This window comes from Azospirillum sp. TSH64 (genome assembly GCF_003116035.1).
In the GTDB taxonomy this organism is placed as follows: Bacteria; Pseudomonadota; Alphaproteobacteria; order Azospirillales; family Azospirillaceae; genus Azospirillum.
In genome coordinates this window covers 3,362,325-3,383,996 of the sequence record NZ_LGQW01000015.1, presented here as the reverse complement: position 1 = coordinate 3,383,996, position 21,672 = coordinate 3,362,325, and the positions used below count along the sequence as shown (strand labels likewise).

The following is a 21,672-nucleotide window of genomic DNA, read 5'->3' as shown; positions in this document are numbered from 1 at the left end:
CTGTCGGAAGCCGCGCGGCGATGTGGGACGTCCCACCATAGCGCCGTTGCGGCAAGCGCCGGGCCGCTTTCCGGCGAGCGGCGCCCTGGCGGTCCGAGCGGCGCATTCCGGGGCCTGAGCGGCTCCCGGTCGCGTCCGCCGCCCGGCCGGTCACTGGGCGCCCTGCGCCTCGCCGACCAGCCAGTCGACGAAGCCGGCGACCAGCTTTCCCGCATCGGCCTGGGGTGGAACCAGCGCCACGTAGCCCGTCCTCGGAACCCGGATGTCGGGCAGCGGCGTCATCAGCTTTCCATTGGCGATGTCGATGTCCAGCATCGGCAGCGGGCCGATCCCGATGCCGAGCCCGTCCTCCACCGCCTGACGGGTGACGAAGAAGTGGTCGAAGATCTGGCGGGGATGCCCGGCCAGATGCTGGAGCCCCGCCGCGTCGAGCCAGCCCGCCCAATCGCCCGGACGGGTTTCGCTGGCGAGCAGGGTGTGGCCCTCGATGTCGGCGGGCTTGCGGATCGGCCGCCGCGCGAACAGCGCCGGGCTCATGATCAGTGTGTCGACATCGTCCAGCACCGAAACGACGCGGTGCTGGGGCCACACATGCTCCCGCGCCGCACCGCGCCGGATCGCCACGTCGACGCCGCCGCGCAGTTCCTCCAGCACCGTCGAAACCGTGGTGACCGCCACCTCGACCTGCGGATGGCCGGCATGGTAGCGGCCGAGCCGCGGGATCAGCCAGCGCATGGCGAAGCTGGTCGGGGCGCTGACCCGCAGGATGCGCCGCGCGTCGGGCCGGCCGCAGGCGTCCGCCGCGACGGCCAGCCGGTCGAAGGACAAGCCGACCTCGGACGCGAAGATCCGCGCCATCGGCGTCGCCACCATGCGGCGCCCCTCCTTGGTGAACAGCCTCTGCCCGAGCCAGCTTTCCAGCGTGGCGATCTGCCGGCTGACCGCGCCATGGGTGAGGCCGAGTTCGGCCCCGGCCTCGGCATAGCTGCCGGTCCGGGCCGCAACCTCGAAGATGCGCAGGGCGTTCAGCGGAGGAAGGCGGCGCATCAGCGGTCCTTTGGGGAAACCCGTGAGGAAAACGAACACTATCCGTGATTCAAACCATACTAGTCGATGAATCGTCACGGGTATACCCTGCCTGCCCATTCAGACCAGCCGGGCAATGGCTGTGGCGCCGCCGGGAAAGCCAATGACGATGAATCCGAGACAGTGGTGGACGGAGAAGAAGAAAAGCCTGACGGGTGCGTGTCTTGCCCATGCGGTGCATGACGGCTACACCGACGCCCTCTATGTCTTCCTGCCGGTGTGGCAGGCGCAGTTCGGCCTGTCCTATGCGATGCTTGCCGTCATCCGCGCCCTGTATTCCGGGACGATGGGAGGGTTGCAGATCCCGGCCGACCGGGCCCTGCGCGGCCTGTCGCCGCGGGCGGCGCTGATCCTGTCGACCGTTCTGGCGGCGACGGGCCTGCTGATCATGGCGTTGCCGCTCGGCCTGCCGGGCCTGTGCGTCGGCCTCGTCGTCGCCGGCATCGGATCGAGCATCCAGCACCCCTGCGGCTCGATGCTCGTCACCGTCAGCTATGGGGCCGCGTCGCGCCATCCGCTCGGCATCTACAATTTCTCGGGCGATCTCGGGAAAGCGGCGCTGCCGGCGCTGGTCGCCGTGCTGCTGCCGTTTTTCGGCTGGCAGCCGGTGCTGGGGCTGATGGCGGCCATCGGGCTCGTCCTGTCGGCCGCCCTGCTGCCGCTGTTGCCGGCGGTTCCCATCACCAGGGCCGCCAAGACGAAGGCGGCGGGGCGCGGCCGCGGCGGCTTCGGCATCCTGACGGCGATCGGCGCGCTCGATACCGCGACCCGCATGGGCTATCTGCTCTTCCTGCCCTTCCTCATCCATGGCCAGGGCGGGGATTCGGCGACGGTCGGGCTGGCGCTGGCCCTGCTGTTCATCGGCGGCGCGCTGGGGAAGGCGACCTGCAGCCTGCTCGGGGAGCGGCTGGGGGTGGTCGGCTGCGTCATGGCGACCGAAGCCGCCACCGCCCTGCTGATCGCGGCGACGCTGCTCACCTCGCTGACGCCGACGCTGATCCTGCTGCCGCTGCTCGGCATCGTGCTCAACGGCACCTCCTCGGTGCTCTACGGCACCGTGCCGGAGCTGTCCAACGGCGACACCGGCCGGGCCTTCGCGGTCTTCTACACCAGCGTCATCGGCTCCGGCGGGTTGGCCCCGATCCTCTACGGCGCCATCGCCGACCACAGCAGCCAGACGACCGGCGTGCTGGCCTCGGCGGCGACCGCCGCCCTGATCGTCCCGCTCGTCCTGATGCTGAGGCCGCATCTGAACGCGTCCGCCGCGGAACCGCAGGGCGGGTCCGGCCTGCCGCGCTCCGCCTGACCGTCCCACCGCCATAAGGAGATCCCTGTCGATGACCACCGTCTCTCAAGCGCCGCTGATCCTGATAACGGGCGGCGGGCGCGGCATGGGGGCTGCGACCGCAAGGCTCGCCGCCGCCCAGGGCTATGATGTCGCAATCAGCTTCGTCTCCGACGAGGCTGCCGCCCATGTCGTGGCGGCGGATGTCGAGGCCCTGGGGCGCCGGGCCCTGGCGGTGCGCGCCGACAGCGCCGACCCGGCGCAGGTCGCTGCCCTGTTCGAGGCGATCGACCGCGAGTTCGGCCGCATCGACGTGCTGGTCAACAACGCCGCGGTGCTGGCGCGGCAATGCCGGACCGAGGATCTCGGCTTCGAGCGGATGCAGCGCATCTTCGCGGTCAACGCCATCGGCCCGATCCTCTGCGCGCAGCAGGCGGCCAGGCGCATGTCGCATCGCCACGGCGGGCCGGGCGGCGCGATCGTCAACATCTCGTCGGCATCGGCCCGGCTCGGCAGCCCGAACGAGTATGTCGACTATGCCGCCTCCAAGGGTGCCCTGGAGACCTTCACCATCGGCTTCTCCAAGGAGGTCGCGCGGGACGGCATCCGCGTCAACTGCATCCGCCCCGGCCACATCTACACCGACATGCATGCCAGCGGCGGCGAGCCGGGCCGGGTGGACCGCGTCAAGGACTCGATCCCGATGGGGCGGGGCGGCCAGCCCGAGGAGGTGGCGCGGGCGATCCTGTGGCTGGCGGGCCCCGAGGCCTCCTTCATCACCGGCACCTTCCTGGACGTTACCGGCGGCAAGTGAGCGTGGGCGGGGCGGCGGCCGGGGAGGTATTCGGGCGCCGCCGCTCGCCCCCTGCCGGCTGCCGCTCGGCATCTCCCGGCTGCCGCTCGCGGCATTCCACCCCACGAGGCCCCGCGGCGGGCGTACACCGGCGGCATATCCCTTTCAGGAGAGCCGTCATGGATCACGCCCTAACATTTGTGATCGCGACACTCTGCATTCTTGCGCTCTGCTACCGCTTCTACGGCGTGTTCTTCGTGCGCAAGGTTCTCCGTGCCGACGATTCGGAAGTCACCCCGTCCCACATCCTGGCGGACGGCAAGAACTATGTGCCCACCAAGAAATGGGTGAATGCCGGCCAGCATTTCGCCGCCATCGCCGCCGCCGGCCCGCTGGTCGGCCCGGTGCTGGCCGCCCAGTTCGGCTACCTGCCGAGCTTCCTGTGGCTGCTGATCGGCTGCGTCGTCGGCGGTGCGGTGCATGACACCGTCGTGCTGTTCGCCTCGATGAAGCACAAGGGACAGTCGCTGTCCGAAGTCGCCAAGGCCGAACTCGGCCCGGTGGCCGGCTGGTGCACCGGTCTGGCGATGCTGTTCATCATCACCATCACCATGGCCGGCCTGTCGATGGTCGTCGTCCATGCGCTGGAACGCAACGCCTGGGGCGCCTTCGCGGTGTTCATGACGATCCCGATCGCCATCGCGCTCGGCCTCTACGAGAAGGTCACCGGCTCGTCCAAGGGCGCCACCCAGGTCGGCATCGCCGCCATCGCCGCCTCGGTCTTCGCCGGCCCCTACATCCAGGGCACGCTGCTGGGCGAATGGCTGACGCTGCATGCCGAAACGGTCGCCGTCATCCTGCCCATCTACGCCTTCTTCGCCACGGCGCTGCCGGTCTGGCTGCTGCTGACCCCGCGCGGCTACCTGTCCAGCTTCATGAAGGTCGGCGTGTTCGGCGCGCTGGTCGTCGGCGTCGTCTTCATCAACCCGGAAATCCGCTTCCCCGCCCTGACCGACTTCATCCATGGCGGCGGCCCGGTGCTGAACGGCCCGGTCTGGCCCTTCATCTCGATCACCATCGCCTGCGGCGCCATCTCCGGCTTCCATGCCTTCATCGGGTCGGGCACCACGCCCAAGCTGATCGACAAGTGGAGCGACATCCGTCCGGTGGCCTTCGGCGGCATGCTGGCGGAATGCCTGGTCGGCGTCATGGCGCTGATCGCCGCCACCGCCCTGCATCCGGCCGATTACTTCGCCATCAACTCCGCTCCGGCCGCCTTCAAGGCGCTGGGCATGACCGTGGTCGACCTGCCGCGGCTGAGCCAGGACATCGGCCTCGACCTCTACGGCCGGACCGGCGGTGCGGTGACGCTCGCGGTCGGCATGACGGAAATCTTCACCCGCGTTCCGTGGTTCAACAGCCTCGCCTCCTACTTCTTCCAGTTCGTCGTGATGTTCGAGGCGGTGTTCATCCTGACCGCCGTGGACAGCGGCACCCGCGTCGCCCGTTACCTGATCCAGGACCTGCTGGGCGACGTCTATGCCCCGATGAAGCGGCTGGACTGGGTCCCCGGTTCGATCATCGCCAGCGTCATCGCCTGCGTGGCCTGGGGGTATCTGCTGACGTCGGGCGACATCAACTCGGTCTGGGCCCTGTTCGGCGTGTCGAACCAGCTGATGGCCTCGGTCGGCCTGATCATCGGCGCCACCATCATCCTGCGGCTGGCCCAGAAGCGGATCTACATGCTGACCTGCCTGATCCCGCTGGCCTACCTGTTCGTCACGGTGAACGTCGCCGGCTACTGGATGATCGCCAACGTCTATCTGAACAAGGCCGCCAAGGGGTACAACCCCTTCAACGCCGGCATCTCGATCATCATGCTGACGCTGGGCTTCATCATCCTGATCGCCGCCTTCCGCAAGTGGAAGGAACTGCTCCAGGCCCGCGCCATCGAGGTTCCGATGGTCGCCACCCCGGCCGAATGACGGTTCGGGTGCCGTAGAAAAGCGAACGGGCCCTGTGGAGTGTTCCACAGGGCCCGTTCGCTTTTGTCCGTCCGGCGCTTCCGCGGCGATCAGGCCGCCGCGACGAGCGTCTCTTCCGGCGGCAACTCGGCCGGGATCCAGGCGATCAGCTCCCGCCCGGTGTTGGCGAGGCGCTTCGGCTCGATGCGGCCGATGACGCGGGTGCCTTCCTTGGCAATGCGCAGGATGTCGCCGTCCTCCGGAACCAGCGCGCGCTCGACGCCGCAGGTCCGGGCGAGGCGGGCATGGGCTTCCATATGCTCGATGGTGCCATGGACCGGCACGGCGAAGCGGGGACGGACCAAGCCATACATGCGGGCGAGGTCGTCGCGCTTCGGGTGGCCGGAGACATGGACCGGCGCATCGGCCGGGGTGACGATCTCGACGCCCATGCCGCGCAGATGCTCGTGGATTTCGGCCAGCGCCTCCTCGTTGCCGGGGATGGCGCGGGCGGAGAAGATGACGGTGTCGCCCTCTTCCAGCCACAGCTCGCGGTGCTCGTTGCGGGCCAGACGGCTGAGTGCGGCCCGTTCCTCGCCCTGGCTGCCGGTGCACAGGAACACGAGGTTGTCGCGCGGGGTCCAGGACGCCTCGCGGACATCCATGAAGTCCGGCACATGGTCGAGATAGCCGCAGGCCTGCGCCGCCTTTTCCATGCGCAGCATGGAGCGGCCGACCAGCACCACCTTGCGCCCGACCGCCGCCGCCGCTTCCGCCACCGCGGTCATGCGGGCGACGTTGGAGGCGAAGCCGGTCACCGCGATGGCGCCGGAGCGGTTGGCGAAGGCGCCGATCAGGCCGGCGCGGGCGTCGGCCTCCGACCCGGTCGAACCGGGCACGTCGGCGTTGGTGCTGTCGCACATCATGGCGAGCAGCCCTTCGTCGCCCAGCCGCTTCAGCGCGGCGAAATCGGTGCTGCGGCCGACCAGCGGGTTGGGATCGAACTTCCAGTCGCCGGTGTGCAGGACCGTGCCGGCCGCCGTGCGGATCGCCAGCGACATCGGCTCGGGGATGGAGTGGGTGACGGCGATGGTCTCGATCCGGAAGGGACCGATGGTCAGCGTGTCGCCGATCTCGAAGGTCTGCACCTTGGCGGCGCGGTGGGCGCCCTTTTCCTTCAGCCGGTCCCGGATGATGTGGGAGGCGAAGGGGCTGGCATAGATCGGGCAGCGCAGGCGCGGCCACAGATGGTGGATCGCGCCGATATGGTCCTCGTGCGCGTGGGTCACCACCAGCCCGACGACATCCTGCATCCGCTCTTCGATGAAGGCCGGATCGGCCATCAGGCTGTCGATGCCCGGCATCTCGTCGCCGACGAAGGCGACGCCGGCATCGACGATCAGCCATTTGCCGGCATGGCCGTAGAGCGCCATGTTCATGCCGATGCGGGAACAGCCGCCCAGCGGAAGGAACAGGATCTCGTCCTTGCCGGGAACCGGGCCGGTGGGGCCGCCGCCATGGACCGGATTGGCCGGAGGGCGGGAGCTGTCGAAATCATCACGCGGACGCGGGTTGCGGTTGCGTGCGCGGTTGTTCGGCGCCATCCGGCGCCGCTTTGAATCAAACGTCATGCCTCTGTCGTACGTCTCACTTAGGCCGGCATTCGACGCTGCCGGACGGGCGTGCATCGCTCGTCGATGCGGATCTCGGGATGAAGAGTCCCTGCCGGAGGCGCCGTGCGGCGGCCGTCGGACGACTGGGACCGAATGTTTCGTAAGGGCTTATGTGGGCAAAGGGATGCGCACGTCAAGGGCATGCGTGAAAGGTCACACGAAATGGTGGGGCATTGCTGGGATGCGTGGGGGGACCACCGGTCGGGCGGATGGCGCCGCCCCTGGAAAACTCCGCATCCCGCTAGAGCTGGGATGCGATGGCCGCCTTGTCGATGACCGACCATACGGTGTGGATGCGGCCGTCACGAAATTCGTAGAAGACGTTCTCGCTGAACCGAACCCTGCGGCCATTGACGGGAAGATCGAACAGAATGCCTTTCGGGGTGCAGTCGAAGATCAGACGGCTTGCGACATGGGGAGGCTGCGAGACCAGAAGGTCGATGTTGAATTTCAGATCGGGGATTGCGCGGCAATCCGCCTTCAGCATCTCGCGATAGCCGGACAGCCCGAACTTCCGTCCATTGTGCTGGACCTCTTCGTGGACGAAAGTCCCCAGGCTTTGCCAATCCCGGTCGTTCAGGCAGGCGATGTAGCGGCGGTAAAGGGCGGAAAGATCGGCCTCGGTCATCCGGCAGCTCCCGGCTTGGTGCGAATAGTGTCATAGGACAGGGCAGAGGGGACAACGGTTCCGGCCGCCACCCTGTATCGCGTGCGGTGACTACCGCAGCGCCACGGTTCCTCCCGATGCCTCCAGGGCCGATTTGAACAGCGGCCGGCCGGCACCGGAAAGCCATTGTTCCAGACTCAGCAATTTCCCGAACTCCTCGCGAAGAGCCGGGATGTCGACGGCGCCCGCGCATCGGCCGTCGTCGACCAGTTCGGCGAGCCGGCCGAGGAGCGGGTTCTGCGCAAGGAGGCTGTCGGGGAAGCGGTTGTAGGTGATCGTCCTGCCCGCGGCGCGGCTGAAAGCGTCCTGCAATCCCCTGCCGGTCACCGCGTCCCCGGCGATCTCGATGGTACGGCCGGCGAAGCGGTCCGGATCCGAGAAGATCGCCGCGACGATCCTGCCGATGTCGTCGACCGCGATGAACTGCATAGCCTGATCGGGACGCATCAGGAACGAGTAGGTTCCATGGTCGAGCCCCATGCCCGGCAGCATCAGTATTTCCATGAACGTCACCGGACGCACGATGGTGCTGCGGATGCCGAGGCTCCGGACATGCTCTTCGATCTCGGTCTTCATGTCGAAATGGCCGAGGCCGGTGACACCTTTGCCGGCGGCGGCGACGGATGTGTAGACGAGGTGCCGGACGCCATGGGCAACGGAGAGGTCGGCAATGGCCTTGCCGTAGAGAAGCTCCTCCTCATCGGTGATGCCGTGGACGGGTCCCTGCCCGGAACTGGGCTGCACGCTGAAGACCCCGTGGACGCCGGACATCGCCGCGGCGATGGAGGCTTGATCGGAAAAGTCGCCGGGGTAAAGGTCGATGCCGCCGGCTTCCAGGGCCTTGGCCTTTCCGCCGGCGGGGTCGCGGACCAGCGCTCTCACCAGCCAGCCTTCGGCCCGAAGCGCTCTGGCAACCGCTCCGCCCTGCTGTCCGGTGGCGCCGAACACCAGTATCGTCTCTTCGTCGGCCATCATGAGTTCCTCTTCGTAACCATTGTGGGTTACGAAATGACACTGCTAGGAAACCTGCACAAGACGGCACATTTTTGTAAGTCGGTGACCGGTTTGTAAGTCGGTGACAGAGAGGTGACTGTTGGAAAAGACGATCCATGGCCGGCCATACAAGGAAACCAGGCGAGGACCGGTCCTCACGCCCTGCGCGCCGAACAGCGTCCTGGCAAGGCTTGGCGACAAATGGACGATCCTGGTGATGAGCATCCTTGCGCTCGATCCCGCCAGACCGTTGCGGTTTTCGGAGATCAGGACCGGGATTCCGGACATCTCGCAACGCATGCTGACCCTGACCTTGCGGAACTTGGAACGGGACGGCCTCGTCCTGCGCCACTATTTCGCGGAGGTACCGCCGCGGGTCGAATATGAGCTGACGGCGATGGGCAAGACGATGCTGCCGGCGCTTGAAGGATTCACCGGTTGGATCAGGGAGAACTGGCAGGAGATCGAGCGCTCCCGTCAGGCGTTCGACGCGGCGGAGACCGAGCGGTCCGCGTCCGGGACGTGATGGAAGCGCATCAGCGCCCGCCCGCTGCCATGCGGGGGGCGCCGTGCGGCTCGACAGGCCTGGCCTCAATGGTTGTCGCGCGGGATCCCCATCGTCTGCGCCACGCGCTGGTACTTGACCGCCGGCTTCAGGACCATGCCCTCGTCCAGCTGGTCGACGATGCCGCGCTGGATTTCCTGCCACGGGGTCTGCGACGGCGGGGCGGGGTAGCCGCCGGCCGCCTCCAGCGTGGCCTTGCGGTCGGCAAGCTCCGCGTCCGAGATCAGGATGTCGGCGCTGCCGCGGCGCAGGTCGATGCGCACGCGGTCGCCCGAGCGCAGAAGGCCGAGGTTGCCGCCGGCCGCCGCCTCCGGCGAGGCGTTCAGGATCGACGGCGAGCCCGAGGTGCCGGACTGGCGGCCGTCGCCGATGCAGGGCAGGGAATGGATGCCCTGCTTGATGAGGTCGGCGGGCGGACGCATGTTCACCACCTCCGCCGCACCGGGATAGCCGATGGGGCCGGCGCCGCGGATGACCAGGATGGTGTAGGCGTCGATGCCCAACGACGGGTCGTCGATGCGGTGATGGTAGTCCTCCGGACCGTCGAAGACGACGACTTTGCCCTCGAAGGCTTCCGGATCCTTCGGGTTGGACAGGTAGCGCTCGCGGAACTCGTCGGAGATCACGCTGGTCTTCATGATGGCGGCGTTGAACAGGCTGCCGCGCAGCACGACGAAGCCGGCATTGATCTTCAGCGGGTCGTCGATGGGATGGATGACGCGGGTGTCGAGGATCTCGGTGTTGCGGCAGTTCTCGCCGATGCTGCGGCCGTTGACGTTGGGCGCGTCCTCGCGGATCAGCCCCTTGGTCATCAGCTGGCCGACCACGGCCGGAACGCCGCCGGCGCGGTGGAAGTCCTCGCCCAGATACTCGCCGGCCGGCTGGAGGTTGACCAGCAGGGGCACGCCCAGCCCGTGGGTTTGCCAGTCGTCCACCGTCAGCGGCACGCCGATGTGCTTGGCGATGGCGTTGATGTGGATCGGCGCGTTGGTCGAGCCGCCGATGGCGGAGTTGACGACGATGGCGTTGAGGAAGGCGTCGCGGGTCAGGATGTCGGACGGCTTGATGTCCTGGCGCACCATCTCGACGATGCGCTTGCCGGTCTCATAGGCGGCCTGCTGGCGCTCCCGGTAGGGCGCGGGGATCGCGGCGGAGCCCGGAAGCTGCATGCCCAGCACCTCCGCCAGCGAATTCATGGTCGAGGCGGTGCCCATGGTGTTGCAGTAGCCGGTCGAGGGAGCGGACGACGCCACCAGCTCGATGAAGCCCTGATAGTCGATCTCGCCGGCCGCCATCATCTGGCGGGCCTTCCACACGATGGTGCCCGATCCGGTGCGCTCGCCGCGGAACCAGCCGTTCAGCATCGGGCCGACCGACAGCGCGATGGCCGGGATGTTGACGGTGGCCGCCGCCATCAGGCAGGCCGGCGTGGTCTTGTCGCAGCCGATGGTCAGCACGACGCCATCGAGCGGATAGCCGTGCAGAACCTCGACGAGGCCGAGATAGGCGAGGTTGCGGTCGATGGAGGCGGTCGGCCGCTTGCCGGTCTCCTGGATCGGGTGGACCGGGAACTCGATGGCGATGCCGCCGGCGGTGCGGATGCCCTCGCGCAGCCGTTCGGCCAGCACCAGATGGTGGCGGTTGCAGGGGCTGAGGTCGGAACCGGTCTGGGCGATGCCGATGATCGGGGCGCCGGATTGCAGCTCCTCGCGCGTCAGGCCGAAATTCAGGTAGCGCTCAAGGTACAGCGCGGTCATGTCGGGGTTGGCGGGGTTGTCGAACCACGCGCGCGACCGCAGGCGACGCTCTGAATCCTGGGCTGAACCGTCGGCACTGGCGGGGAAGGGGGGCTTCGTCTCGGACATATCGACACCGGTTTCAGGTTGGGGCGCGGACCGGAGGCCCGGCGCCGGAGTTGTGGTTGCGTCTCTTCGGCCTTGCTCAAGGCCGTGGTCGGGTCAGGCCGCGCGCATGTCGGCCAGGAAGCGCGACACGCAGCCGCGCAGGTCGTCGGCCTCGCCGGACAGGCCGTCGGCGGCGGATTTGACCTGACGCGAGGCGTCGCTGGTGGCCTGGAAGGCGTGGGTCACGCCGGCGATGGTGTCGCGGACATCCTGGGTGCCGCGCGCGGCGCGCTGGATGCTGCCGCTGATCTCGCTGGTCGCCGCCCGCTGCTCGCCGATGGCGGAGGCGATGGTGGCGGAGGCCTCGTTGACCTCGCCTATGACCTTGGCGATCTCGGTGATGGCGCCGGCCGCCTCGCTGCTGACGCGCTGGACGGCGGCGATCTGTGCCTCGATCTCCTCGGTCGCCTTCGCGGTCTGGGCGGCGAGGCTCTTCACTTCGTTCGCCACCACGGCGAAGCCCTTGCCGGCGTCACCGGCCCGCGCCGCCTCGATGGTGGCGTTCAGCGCCAGCAGGTTGGTCTGCGCTGCGATGGAGCCGATCAGCTGCACCACGTCGCCGATCTGGCGGGCGACGCCGGTCAGGCTGCGCACCGTCTCGTCGGTGACGCGGGCGATGCCGACCGCCTGCTCGGTCACCTCGGCGCTGTGGGCGACATGCTGGCTGATGGCGACGATGGAAACCGCCAGCTCCTCGGCGGCGGCGGCCACCGTCTCGACGCTGCCGGTGGTCTCGCCGGAGCTGCGGACGGCGTCGCCGGCAAGGCGGCTGGTCTCGTCGGTGGTCGACTGGATCGTCCGGGCGGTGGACTGCAACTGGGTGGCGGCGCTGGCGACGCGGCCCAGCGTGCTGTCCACCATCCGCTCGAACTCGCGGGTCAGGCGGTCGATGCGCTCGCCGCGGCGGACGCGGGCCTCATGCTCGGCGGCCTTGTCGGCGGCCAAGCGGTCGGCCTCGATCAGCCCGGCCTGGAAGACCTGCACCGCCTTGGCCATGCCGCCGATCTCGTCGCGGCGGTCGAGGCCGGGGATCGTCACCGAGCGGTCGCCGCCGGCCAGCCGGGTCATGGCGTCGGTCATGGCGACCACCGGGCGCGACAGGCTGCGGGCGATCAGCAGCGCGGCGGCAAGGCCGAGGATCAGCCCGGCGGCCGAAACCATCGCCATCGTCCGGCGCTGTTCCTCGAGCTGCGCCATCGTGCCGGTGCGCAGCGTCTGTTCCGTGGCGATGCCCTGGTCGGTCAACGCCCGCGCCTGGGTGCCGATGGACGAGCCGAGCGATGCGAGGGTGTCCCCGACCAGCCCGTCACGGCTTTCCGTCGCCGACACCAGACGGTCGAATTCGGTGCCGTAGGCCGCAAGCGTCTTGATCAGGGCGGCTGCGAGGGGAGGGGCGTCGGCGGTCTTCGTCATCGCCTCGCTTTTCTGGACGGCATTCTTCAGTTCGTTGCGCGTCGCCACGGCCAGGCCGGCCGACCCTTCCTTCTGGAAGCGCATGGCGACGAAGCGGGCGGACAGCACATGCTCCATCGTCTGGCTGGCGAGGGTCACCAGCTCGGCGTTCCCGGACTTGCGGGCGTTGGACAGGATGGTGTCGAGCATGGTGCGCAGCCGCGCGCCCAGCTTGGCCTCCTCGGCCAGGGCGGCGTCCCGCTTCGCCTGCATCTCCTGCACTTCGGAGAAGGCGACCCGGTAGCGTCCGGTCTGCTCGGCCATCGCGTTGACCGTGTTGGCCATCGCCGGATCGCCCATCGTCCCGGCACCCTCGCCGATGATGCGGGCGGCCTCGTCCAGCAGGGACCGCACGCCGTCCGCATCCTCCTCGCGGCCGCTCAGCAGGAAGCCGGTGGCCTTGAGGCGCGTTTCCAGCATCAGCGCCTGCAGGCGCCCGAGATCGTTGGATCGCTTGGCCAGATCGCCGTAGGTCCTCACCACCGTCTCGGTTTGCGAGAGGGCGTTGATGCCCACCCCGGCCACGGCGGCGAGGAACAGCAGGAGGCCGGCGCTGCCGGCGGTGATCCGGTGGCCGATGCGGGTGCCGATTCGGGTTCTGCTGGCGATGGGCATGCGGGGGGATCTCCCAGTTTCGGGGCCCAGTTTTGGGGCCCTGTTGCGGGGCGCTGCTACCAGTCGAAGGTGTCGGTGCGGTGCCAGCGGCCGACCATGCAGGCGTCGGCGACCAGCGACAGCGGACGGCCGTCGACGTCGCTCGCCCCGTCCGTCATCAGCCGGTGGAAGTGGCGGTAGATGCGCTGGTATTCGGTGTCGGGCTCGGCCAGCACCGGCGCGCCATCCACGAACAGGCGGGTGCCGCCATGGGTGAGGTCGAGGCGGCCATCGGCGGTGTGGATGACGATGGACCAGGTCTGCTCGCCCTGCTGGAGGAAGTCGAAGTCGGCGGTGACGCGGCCGATGCGGGAGCCGGGGGCGGCACCCATCTCCAGCGTCGCGGCGATGGGGGTGTCGCGGTTGGCCGGCACATGCAGGTCGGCGGCGCGGACGAAGACCGGGGCCGGCAGGATGTCGGTCAGGATCGACAGGGCGTTGATGCCGGGATCGAACACGCCGAAGCCGCCCGCCGCGAAGATCCAGTCCTGGCCGGGATGCCAGCGCCGGACATCCTCCTTCCAGGTGATGGCGACGCTGCGGATGTCGGTGTGGGCGAGCCGGCGCTTGGTTTCCTCGACCGCCGGGTTGAACTGCGAATGCCAGGCGGTGAACAGGGTGCGGCGCGCGGTCTCCGCCTCCGCCGCCAGATCGTGAAGCTCCGACAGGGTGGCGGCGGGCGGCTTCTCGATCAGCACATGCTTGCCGGCGCGCAGCGCCTCGACCGTCAGGCCGTGGCGGACGGCCGGCGGGGTGCAGAGCGCCACCGCGTCGAGGCCGGGCAGGGCCGCCAGCATCTCGGCCTGGGAGCGGAAGCTCGGCACGCCCTCAGCGGTCGCACCGTCCGGGCTGACCACGGCGGCGAGCTTGAACAGGCCGGTGGCGGCGATGGCGGGGATGTGCTGGTCGCGGGCGATCTTTCCCAGACCGACAAGTCCGAGGGTGGGGAGCGTCATGGCGATATGTCCGGTCGGGGAAGGGGAGGGCGGTCACAAGACCGCCGTCAGGCCTTGCCCTTGTTGTAGACGTCGAAGCAGACGGCGGCGAGCAGCACCAGACCCTTGATCACCTGCTGCCAGTCGATGCCGATGCCGACGATCGACATGCCGTTGTTCATCACGCCCATGATGAAGGCGCCGATCACCGCACCCGTCACCCGGCCGACGCCACCCGAGGCCGAGGCGCCGCCGATGAAGCAGGCGGCGATCACGTCCAGCTCGAAGGACACGCCGGCCTTCGGCGTCGCGGTGTTGAGGCGGGCGGCGAAGATCAGGCCGGCGAGTGCGGCAAGCACGCCCATGTTGACGAAGGTGTAGAAGGACAGGCGGCGGGTGTCGATGCCCGACAGCTTGGCGGCCTTCTCGTTGCCGCCCAGCGCGTAGATGCGCCGGCCGATGGTGGTGTCGCGGGTGACGAAGGCATAGATGCCGATCAGCAGCGCCATGATGATCAGGACGTTGGGCAGGCCCTTGTAGGTCGACAGCAGCCAGCCGACATAGGCGACCACCGCGAACAGCCCGGCGCTCTTCAGCAGGAACAGGACCAGCGGCTCCTGTTCGATGGCGAAGCGGTGGCGGCGCAGGCGGGCGGCGACGCTGAAGGCGATCAGGATCGCCGGGGTGGCGAGGCACAGCACCATCGTGGTGGTGTGGAAGCCCTCGGTGCCGAAGATGTCCGGGATGAAGCCGGAGCTGAGGCGCTGGAACTCCACCGGGAAGGGGCCGACCGACTGTCCGGCCAGCAGCGCGAGGCTGAGGCCGCGGAACACCAGCATGCCGGCCAGCGTCACGATGAAGGACGGGATGCGGAAATAGGCGACCCAATAGCCCTGGGCGGCGCCGATGGCGGCCCCCGCCAACAGGCTGACGATGGCGGTGGGGATGAAGTGCCAGTGGAACTGCACCATCAGGATGGCGGCCAGCGCGCCGATGAAGCCGACGATGGAGCCCACCGACAAATCGATGTGCCCGGCGACGATCACCAGCAGCATGCCCAGCGCCATGATGACGATGTAGCTGTTCTGCAGGACGAGGTTGGTCAGGTTCAGCGGCTGCAGCAGCGTACCGTTGGTCATGTACTGGAAGAACGCCACGATCGCCAGCAGCGAGATCAGCATGCCGTAATCGCGCATGTGGCTCTTCAGGAACTTGGCCATCGAGGCCTGGCGCGGCGGCGCTGCCGGCAGGTTCAGTTCGGCGCTCATTGCAGGGACTCCCGGGCGGCAGCGGCGACGGCGGCGCGGGCTGCCGTGGCTTTCGAGGCGGACGACATGATGGCGTGCATGATCTTTTCCTGGCTGGCCTCGGCCGCCGGCATCTCGGCGACCAGGGCGCCTTCGTTCATCACATAGATGCGGTCGGCGACACCCAGAAGCTCCGGCAGTTCGGACGAGATCAGGATGACGCCGCGGCCCTCGGCCACCAGCTGGTTGACGATGGTGTAGATTTCATATTTGGCGCCGACGTCGATTCCGCGGGTCGGCTCGTCCAGGATCAGCACCTTGGGGTCGGCGAACAGCCATTTGCTGAGCACGACCTTCTGCTGGTTGCCGCCGGACAGATTGACCGTCTGCTGGAACACGTCCGAACAGCGGATGCGCAGGCGGCGGCGGAAGTCGTTGGCGACCTCGATCTCGCGCTCATGGTGGATGACGCCGCGCTTGGCGACACCGTCCAGATTGGCCAGCGTCACGTTGTGGCGGATGTCGTTGTCGAGCACGAGGCCGTAATGCTTGCGGTCCTCGGTGGCATAGGCCAGCCCGTTGCCCATCGCTTTGCTGATCGTCGAAACGTCGATCTCGTGCCCGTCGAGGAAGGCCTGCCCCCGGATGTTGCGGCCGTAGGAGCGGCCGAACAGGCTCATGGCGAATTCGGTGCGGCCGGCGCCCATCAGGCCGGCGATGCCCACCACCTCGCCGCGGCGCACATGCAGGTCGATGTCCTTGACCACGCGGCGGCCGGCATGGATGGGGTGGTCGGCGCTCCAGTCCTTCACCTCGAACAGGATGCCGCCCGGATTGCTGGTGCGGCGCGGATAGCGGTCGGCGAGGTCGCGGCCGACCATGCCCTTGATGATGCGGTCCTGGCTGATCGGTGCGTCGTGGCAGTCCAGCGTCTCCACCGTGGTGCCGTCGCGCAGGATGGTGACGCGGTCGGCGACCTTGGCGATCTCGTTCAGCTTGTGCGAGATCAGGATGGAGGAGATGCCCTGCTCCTTGAAGCGCAGCAGAAGTTCCAGCAGCGCGTCGCTGTCGCTCTCGTTCAGGCTGGCGGTCGGCTCGTCGAGGATCAACAGCTTGACCTGCTTGGACAACGCCTTGGCGATCTCGACCAGCTGCTGCTTGCCGACGCCGATGTCGGTGATCAGCGTCTCCGGCGAATCTGTCAGCCCGACCATGCGCAGCAGTTCGCGCGCGCGGGCGGTGGCGGCGACCCAGTCGATGCGGCCGCGTTTCGCCTGCTCGTTGCCGAGAAACAGGTTCTCGGTGATCGACAGCAGCGGAACCAGCGCCAGTTCCTGGTGGATGATGATGATGCCCAGCTTCTCGCTGTCGGCGATGCCGCGAAAGGCGACGGGCTGGCCGCCGAAACGGATTTCGCCCTCGTAGGTGCCGTGCGGATAGACGCCGCTCAGCACCTTCATCAGCGTCGATTTTCCGGCGCCGTTTTCGCCGATCAGCGCGTGGATCTCCCCCTCGCGGACCGAGAGGTTGACGTTGTCGAGCGCCTTGACACCCGGAAACGTCTTGGTGATGCCGCGCATCTCAAGAATGCTGTCCATGTATGAACCTCTGAACGCCCGATCCGCTGTTGGGCGGAGCGCGGGGGAGGGCGCCGGTCGGCACCCCCTCCCGCGCCGCTCACTCACTTGATCTGCGATTCCTTGTAGTAGCCGCCGTCGACCAGGACCTGCTTCCAGTTGGTGGCGTCGACGCTGACCGGCTTCAGCAGATAGGAGGGAACCACCTTCTTGCCGTTGTCGTAGGTCTTGGTGTCGTTGACCTGCGGGGTGCGGCCGGCCAGCAGGTCGTCGACCATGCCGACCGTGACCTTCGCCAGCTCGCGGGTGTCCTTGAAGACGGTGGAGCGCTGCTCGCCCGCCAGGATCGACTTGACCGACTGCACCTCGGCGTCCTGCCCGGTGACGACCGGCATCGGCTGCGAGGCGGAGCCGTAGCCGACACCCTTCAGCGACGAGATGATGCCGATGCTCAGCCCGTCATAGGGCGACAGCACGGCGTCGACCCGCTTGTTGCCGTAATAGGCGCTCAGCAGATTGTCCATGCGGGCCTGGGCGACGGCGCCGTCCCAGCGCAGGGTCGACACCTTGTCCATGCCGACCTGGCCGCTGCCGACCTTCAGCTTGCCGCTGTCGATGTAGGGCTGCAGCACCGACATGGCGCCGTTGTAGAAGAAGTAGGCGTTGTTGTCGTCGGGCGAGCCGCCGAACAGCTCGATGTTGAACGGACCCTTGCCGTCCTTCAGCCCGAGCGCCTTCTCGATGTAGGAGGCCTGGAGGACGCCGACCTGGAAGTTGTCGAAGGTGGCGTAGTAATCGACGTTGGCCGAGCCGCGGATCAGGCGGTCGTAGGCGATGACCTTCACGCCGCGCTCGGCGGCCTTCTGCAGCACGTCGGTCAGCGTCGTCCCGTCGATGGCGGCGATCACCAGAACCTTGTCGTTCTTGGTGACCATGTTCTCGATCTGGGCGAGCTGGTTGGGGATGTCGTCCTCTGCATATTGCAGGTCGGTCTTGTATCCCTTTTCCTGGAAATACTTGACCATGTTGTTGCCGTCGTCGATCCAGCGCGCCGACGACTTGGTCGGCATGGCGATGCCGACGGTCGGCTTGTCCTGGGCCATGGCCGGGACGGCGGCGGCACCGGCGACGACGATCAGGCCGACGGCGAGGCCGGCCAGTTTGGAGCTGAAGGAAGTGCGCTTGGCGGACGACATGGACCGGAATCCTCCCCGTTACTACGGCACGCGATACGCCGCCCCCGCGTTCTGTGGCGCGGATGGCGTTGGACGCGATGGTTGGTGTCCCTAGCAATCCTCCCTTTTCCCATAACTGTCAAATATGATTATTCGGCAAATCGATATGCATTTCGGTATCGTTCGTCACCGTGCCGCAGTGGTGGCGGCGGGGCTGGCGGCGACAAGGCGCATCTTCAGTTCCGAGGCGGCGCGGACGGCCGACAGCACGGTGCGCGCACCCGGCGACAGCGGCCGGTCCTTCAGCCAGAAGATGCCGTAGGGCTCGACGCTGAACCGCTTGTGGAAGGGCATGATCGCGCAGCAGCCGCTGGGCGAGAACACCTGGGCCAGCGCGCGGGCGAAGACGGTGATCGACTCGGTTTCCGCCACCATCGCCATCGAGATGACCGGAGAGGCGCTTTCGATCACCCGGTGCGGCAGCCGGGCGCCCTCGGCGCGGAACAGGGCCTCCACCCGGTCGCGCAGCAGGGTGCCGACCGGCTGGAGGATCCAGGTGGCGTCGGACAGATCCGCAGCGGTCAGCGGACGGCCGAGCCGGAGCAGCGGGTTGCTGTCATGGCAGATGAAGCACAGCTCCTCGCTGCTGATCTCCTGATACTCGAAGGCGGTCGGGTCGTAATGGCCGGGCAGGCGGCCGATGGCGAAATCCATCACCCCCTGGTGGACCCGGTCGGCCAGCACGTCGCTGGTCTCCACCGCCACGGCGACCTTCAGGTTGGGATGGTCGCGGGTCAGGCTGCTGATGACCGGCACCACCAGTTCCACCGCCGGGGCCATGACGGTGCCGATGGACACCCGGCCGCTGTGGCCGGCGAGAAGGGCGTTCAGCTCCTCGCCCGTCTCCTGCAACTCGCTGAGGATCATCCGGGCGTGGCGGATCATGAGGCTGCCGTACCAGTTCGGCTCGATCCCGCGGCCATGGCGGTCGAACAGCTCGATGCCCAGCGTCTCCTCCAGGTCGCCCAGCAGCTTGGAGGCGGCGGGCTGCGACATGTTCAGGCTGGCGGCGGCGCGGTGCAGGTTGCGGTGTTCGTCGAGCGCCGCGAACAGCTGGAGATGGCGCAGCTTCAGCCGCGCCTTCTGGAACCAGTTCGGCGGAAAACGTTGCGGGGTCACGGGGGTGCGGCCTCCGATGGGGCGGCGGCGACTTGATAGCAGACGTCGGGATACGACATTTGGTATCGCAAGCGCCGATCTTCGTATTGGACGATTATCAAGAGGCCTCTTATCGTTTGCGCCGTCAACAAATTTAAGAATTCACCGGTGACGGCGATTTGCCGGGGGCCAACTCCGGGGCGAAAGAGCGAAGCGAGGGGGAGTTAAGCGGGATGGCGCAGGAAGCGCGTTGCGTCTGGCAGGCCCGGGCTGTGCTTGGGGAAGGTCCGCTCTGGTCCCCGCGGCAGGATGCCGTCTATTTCGTCGATATCCGCGGATCCCGCATCCTGCGCCACGGCCTGTCGGACGGCTCGCAGGCAGGATGGGATCTGGATGACGCCGCCTGCTGGCTGGTGGAGAGCGCCGACGGCGACGGCTTCGTCGCGGGCTTGCGCTCGCGCCGGGTGGTCCGGCTGCGGTTGGAGCCGGGCGAGGCGGCGGTCGTCGGCGAGGAGATCGCGCGGATCGAGCCGGACAAGCCGGGCAACCGCCTGAATGACGGCAAGGCCGACCGCGACGGCCGGCTCTGGGTCGGCAGCATGGACGATGCGGAGGAGGCGCCGGCCGGCAGCTTCTACCGCATCGACCCCGATGGCGCGGTCACGCCGGTCGACGAGGGCTACACCGTCGCCAACGGGCCGGCGCTGGCGCCGGACGGGCGGACAATCTACCACACCGACAGCGCGGCGCGGACGGTCTACGCTTTCGACATCGGCGCCGACGGCAGCCTGTCGGGCAAGCGCGTCCACATCCGCTTCACCGAGGCCGACGGCTATCCCGACGGCATGACCTGCGACGCCGAGGGCGGGCTGTGGGTCTGCCATTGGGACGGCGGGCGCGTCAGCCGCTTCCGTCCCGACGGCACGCTCGACCGCGCCATCGCCCTGCCGGTCTCCCGCGTCACCTCCTGCGTCTTCGCCGGTCCGGATCTGGACCGGCTGTTCATCACCACCGCGGCGCACGGCCGGCCGGACGAGCCGCTGGCCGGTGCGCTGTTCGAGTGCGACCCCGGCGTCCGCGGCCTGCCGCCCGGACGGTTCGGGCCTCCGTCGCCCTGAGTCCCGACCGCCGAGTGCTGTCTGCCGATTCGATTTCGAGGAAGGATTTTCCCGCCATGCCGTCCAGCGCCCGCCCCTATCGCGGCGTCTTCCCCGTCGTCCCCACCATCTTCACCGAAGCGGGGGAACTGGACCTCGACGGCCAGAAGCGCTGCGTCGATTTCATGATCGACGCCGGCTCCACCGGCCTGTGCATCCTCGCCAACTTCTCCGAACAGTTCGTGCTGACCGACGACGAGCGCACGCTGCTGATGGAGACCATCCTCGCCCATGTCGCCGGCCGGGTTCCGGTGATCGTCACCACCACCCATTTCAGCACCCGCGCCTGCGCTGAGCGCAGCCGCCGCGCCCAGGATCTGGGGGCTGCGATGGTGATGGTGATGCCGCCCTACCACGGCGCCACCATCCGCGTGCCGGAAGCCGGCATCGTCGAGTTCTTCAGCCGCGTGTCGGACGCCATCGACATCCCGATCATGATCCAGGATGCGCCGGTCAGTGGCACCCCGCTGTCCGCCCCGCTGCTGGCGCGGATGGCGCGGGAGATTGCCAACGTCTCCTACTTCAAGATCGAGGTGCCGCAGGCGGCGGCCAAGCTGCGCACCCTGATCGAGCTGGGCGGCGACGCCATCGAAGGGCCGTGGGACGGCGAGGAGGCGATCACCCTGCTGGCCGACCTCGACGCCGGGGCGACCGGCGCGATGACCGGCGGCGCCTATCCCGACGGCATCCGCCAGATCGTCGATCCCTATCTGGCGGGCGACCGCGAGGCGGCGGTGGCGGCCTATGGGCGCTGGCTGCCGCTGATCAACCACGAGAACCGCCAGTGCGGCATCGCCACCGCCAAGATCCTGATGAAGGAGGGCGGCATCATCGCGTCCGACGCCATGCGCCACCCGACGGCCAACCCGCACCCGATGAGCCGCGACGGCCTGCTGGACGCCGCGAAGCGTCTCGATCCGCTCGTTCTGCGCTGGGCGCGCTGAGCGGCATCCGGGCAAGCAGTTTCGGGCAAGGAGACCCCAAGATGACCATCACCGGCGAGATGCTGATCGGCGCCACGGCGCACCGCGGCGGCCAGGGCGGGTTCCGCGCCGTCGACCCCGCCACCGGCGAGGCGCTGGACCCCGTCTTCAGCGGCGGCGGTGCGGCCGAGGTGGAGCGCGCCTGCGCGCTGGCCTGGGCCGCCTTCGACGCCTTCCGCGAGACCGGCCTGGAGCAGCGCGCCGCCTTCATCGAGGCGGTTGCCCAGAACATCCTCGACATCGGCGACGACCTCATCACCCGCGCCATGGCCGAGACCGGCCTGCCGCGCGCCCGGCTGGAGGGCGAGCGCGGCCGCACCGTCGGCCAGCTCCGCCTGTTCGCCCAGGTCGTGCGCGAAGGAAGCTGGCTCGAGGCCCGGATCGATCCCGCCATGCCGGCGCGC

18 protein-coding genes are annotated in these 21,672 nt (G+C 68.3%); 7 read left to right on the top strand and 11 right to left on the bottom strand.

From position 1 onward, the window contains the following. Positions 1 to 150 precede the first annotated feature (150 nt). Positions 151 to 1,047, bottom strand: coding sequence for a LysR substrate-binding domain-containing protein (locus tag TSH64_RS16850; protein ID WP_109446589.1), 897 nt, complete (start codon positions 1,045 to 1,047; stop codon positions 151 to 153). A gap of 148 nt (positions 1,048 to 1,195) precedes the next feature. On the opposite strand from TSH64_RS16850, the gene TSH64_RS16845 reads away from it, so the two are divergent. From TSH64_RS16845 to TSH64_RS16835, 3 genes are all read left to right on the top strand, one after another. Then, the gene (locus TSH64_RS16845) at positions 1,196 to 2,392 is read left to right on the top strand and encodes an MFS transporter (RefSeq protein ID WP_199237583.1); all 1,197 of its coding nucleotides are present in this window, start codon (positions 1,196 to 1,198) and stop codon (positions 2,390 to 2,392) included. 31 nt (positions 2,393 to 2,423) lie between these two features. Then, positions 2,424 to 3,185 carry an SDR family oxidoreductase gene (locus TSH64_RS16840; RefSeq protein ID WP_109446585.1) on the top strand — a complete coding sequence of 254 codons (762 nt, stop codon included), beginning with the start codon at positions 2,424 to 2,426 and terminating at the stop codon, positions 3,183 to 3,185. 158 nt (positions 3,186 to 3,343) lie between these two features. Further along, positions 3,344 to 5,149 (top strand): carbon starvation protein A, encoded by a 1,806-nt coding sequence (locus TSH64_RS16835; protein WP_109446583.1) that lies wholly within the window; start codon positions 3,344 to 3,346, stop codon positions 5,147 to 5,149. Positions 5,150 to 5,238: 89 nt separating this feature from the next. Here the strand turns inward: TSH64_RS16835 and TSH64_RS16830 are convergent, their stop codons facing one another. The 3 genes from TSH64_RS16830 to TSH64_RS16820 all read right to left on the bottom strand — a co-directional run bounded on the left by TSH64_RS16830 (position 5,239) and on the right by TSH64_RS16820 (position 8,443). Then, entirely contained in the window at positions 5,239 to 6,759 is a 1,521-nt protein-coding gene (locus TSH64_RS16830; RefSeq protein ID WP_247872988.1) for a ribonuclease J, read from the bottom strand. 283 nt (positions 6,760 to 7,042) lie between these two features. After that, on the bottom strand, positions 7,043 to 7,429 hold the full coding sequence (locus TSH64_RS16825) for an ester cyclase (protein WP_109446579.1): 387 nt from the start codon (positions 7,427 to 7,429) through the stop codon (positions 7,043 to 7,045). Positions 7,430 to 7,519: 90 nt separating this feature from the next. After that, complete coding sequence (locus tag TSH64_RS16820) at positions 7,520 to 8,443, bottom strand: NmrA/HSCARG family protein (protein WP_199237582.1); 924 nt, start codon at positions 8,441 to 8,443, stop codon at positions 7,520 to 7,522. A gap of 199 nt (positions 8,444 to 8,642) precedes the next feature. Here TSH64_RS16820 and TSH64_RS16815 point away from each other — a divergent pair, with 199 nt between their 5' ends. After that, positions 8,643 to 8,987, top strand: coding sequence for a helix-turn-helix domain-containing protein (locus tag TSH64_RS16815; RefSeq protein WP_282188150.1), 345 nt, complete (start codon positions 8,643 to 8,645; stop codon positions 8,985 to 8,987). Positions 8,988 to 9,052: 65 nt separating this feature from the next. Here TSH64_RS16815 and TSH64_RS16810 read toward each other — a convergent pair whose 3' ends face one another. From TSH64_RS16810 to TSH64_RS16780, 7 genes are all read right to left on the bottom strand, one after another. Further along, positions 9,053 to 10,891: an IlvD/Edd family dehydratase gene (locus tag TSH64_RS16810; RefSeq protein ID WP_109446575.1), complete on the bottom strand. Its 1,839-nt coding sequence runs from the start codon at positions 10,889 to 10,891 to the stop codon at positions 9,053 to 9,055. Positions 10,892 to 10,984: 93 nt separating this feature from the next. Continuing rightward, entirely contained in the window at positions 10,985 to 12,997 is a 2,013-nt protein-coding gene (locus tag TSH64_RS16805; RefSeq protein ID WP_109446573.1) for a methyl-accepting chemotaxis protein, read from the bottom strand. 56 nt (positions 12,998 to 13,053) lie between these two features. After that, positions 13,054 to 13,992 carry a Gfo/Idh/MocA family oxidoreductase gene (locus tag TSH64_RS16800; protein ID WP_109446572.1) on the bottom strand — a complete coding sequence of 313 codons (939 nt, stop codon included), beginning with the start codon at positions 13,990 to 13,992 and terminating at the stop codon, positions 13,054 to 13,056. Between the two features lie 47 nt (positions 13,993 to 14,039). Further along, positions 14,040 to 15,239: a multiple monosaccharide ABC transporter permease gene (mmsB, locus tag TSH64_RS16795; protein ID WP_109048183.1), complete on the bottom strand. Its 1,200-nt coding sequence runs from the start codon at positions 15,237 to 15,239 to the stop codon at positions 14,040 to 14,042. Then, complete coding sequence (mmsA, locus tag TSH64_RS16790; protein WP_109446571.1) at positions 15,236 to 16,816, bottom strand: multiple monosaccharide ABC transporter ATP-binding protein; 1,581 nt, start codon at positions 16,814 to 16,816, stop codon at positions 15,236 to 15,238. The genes mmsB and mmsA overlap by 4 nt, the downstream gene beginning before the upstream one ends. Positions 16,817 to 16,899: 83 nt before the next feature. Then, complete coding sequence (gene chvE / locus TSH64_RS16785; protein ID WP_109446570.1) at positions 16,900 to 17,991, bottom strand: multiple monosaccharide ABC transporter substrate-binding protein; 1,092 nt, start codon at positions 17,989 to 17,991, stop codon at positions 16,900 to 16,902. Between the two features lie 165 nt (positions 17,992 to 18,156). Further along, on the bottom strand, positions 18,157 to 19,149 hold the full coding sequence (locus tag TSH64_RS16780; protein ID WP_109446569.1) for a LysR family transcriptional regulator: 993 nt from the start codon (positions 19,147 to 19,149) through the stop codon (positions 18,157 to 18,159). A 212-nt stretch (positions 19,150 to 19,361) separates the two neighbouring features. Here TSH64_RS16780 and TSH64_RS16775 point away from each other — a divergent pair, with 212 nt between their 5' ends. From TSH64_RS16775 to TSH64_RS16765, 3 genes are all read left to right on the top strand, one after another. After that, positions 19,362 to 20,246, top strand: a complete 885-nt coding sequence (locus TSH64_RS16775) for an SMP-30/gluconolactonase/LRE family protein (RefSeq protein WP_109446568.1) — start codon at positions 19,362 to 19,364, stop codon at positions 20,244 to 20,246. A gap of 56 nt (positions 20,247 to 20,302) precedes the next feature. Further along, positions 20,303 to 21,229 carry a dihydrodipicolinate synthase family protein gene (locus tag TSH64_RS16770; protein WP_109446567.1) on the top strand — a complete coding sequence of 309 codons (927 nt, stop codon included), beginning with the start codon at positions 20,303 to 20,305 and terminating at the stop codon, positions 21,227 to 21,229. A 41-nt stretch (positions 21,230 to 21,270) separates the two neighbouring features. Continuing rightward, the coding region (locus TSH64_RS16765) for an aldehyde dehydrogenase family protein (protein ID WP_146208124.1) at positions 21,271 to 21,672 on the top strand (402 nt) is incomplete at its 3' end.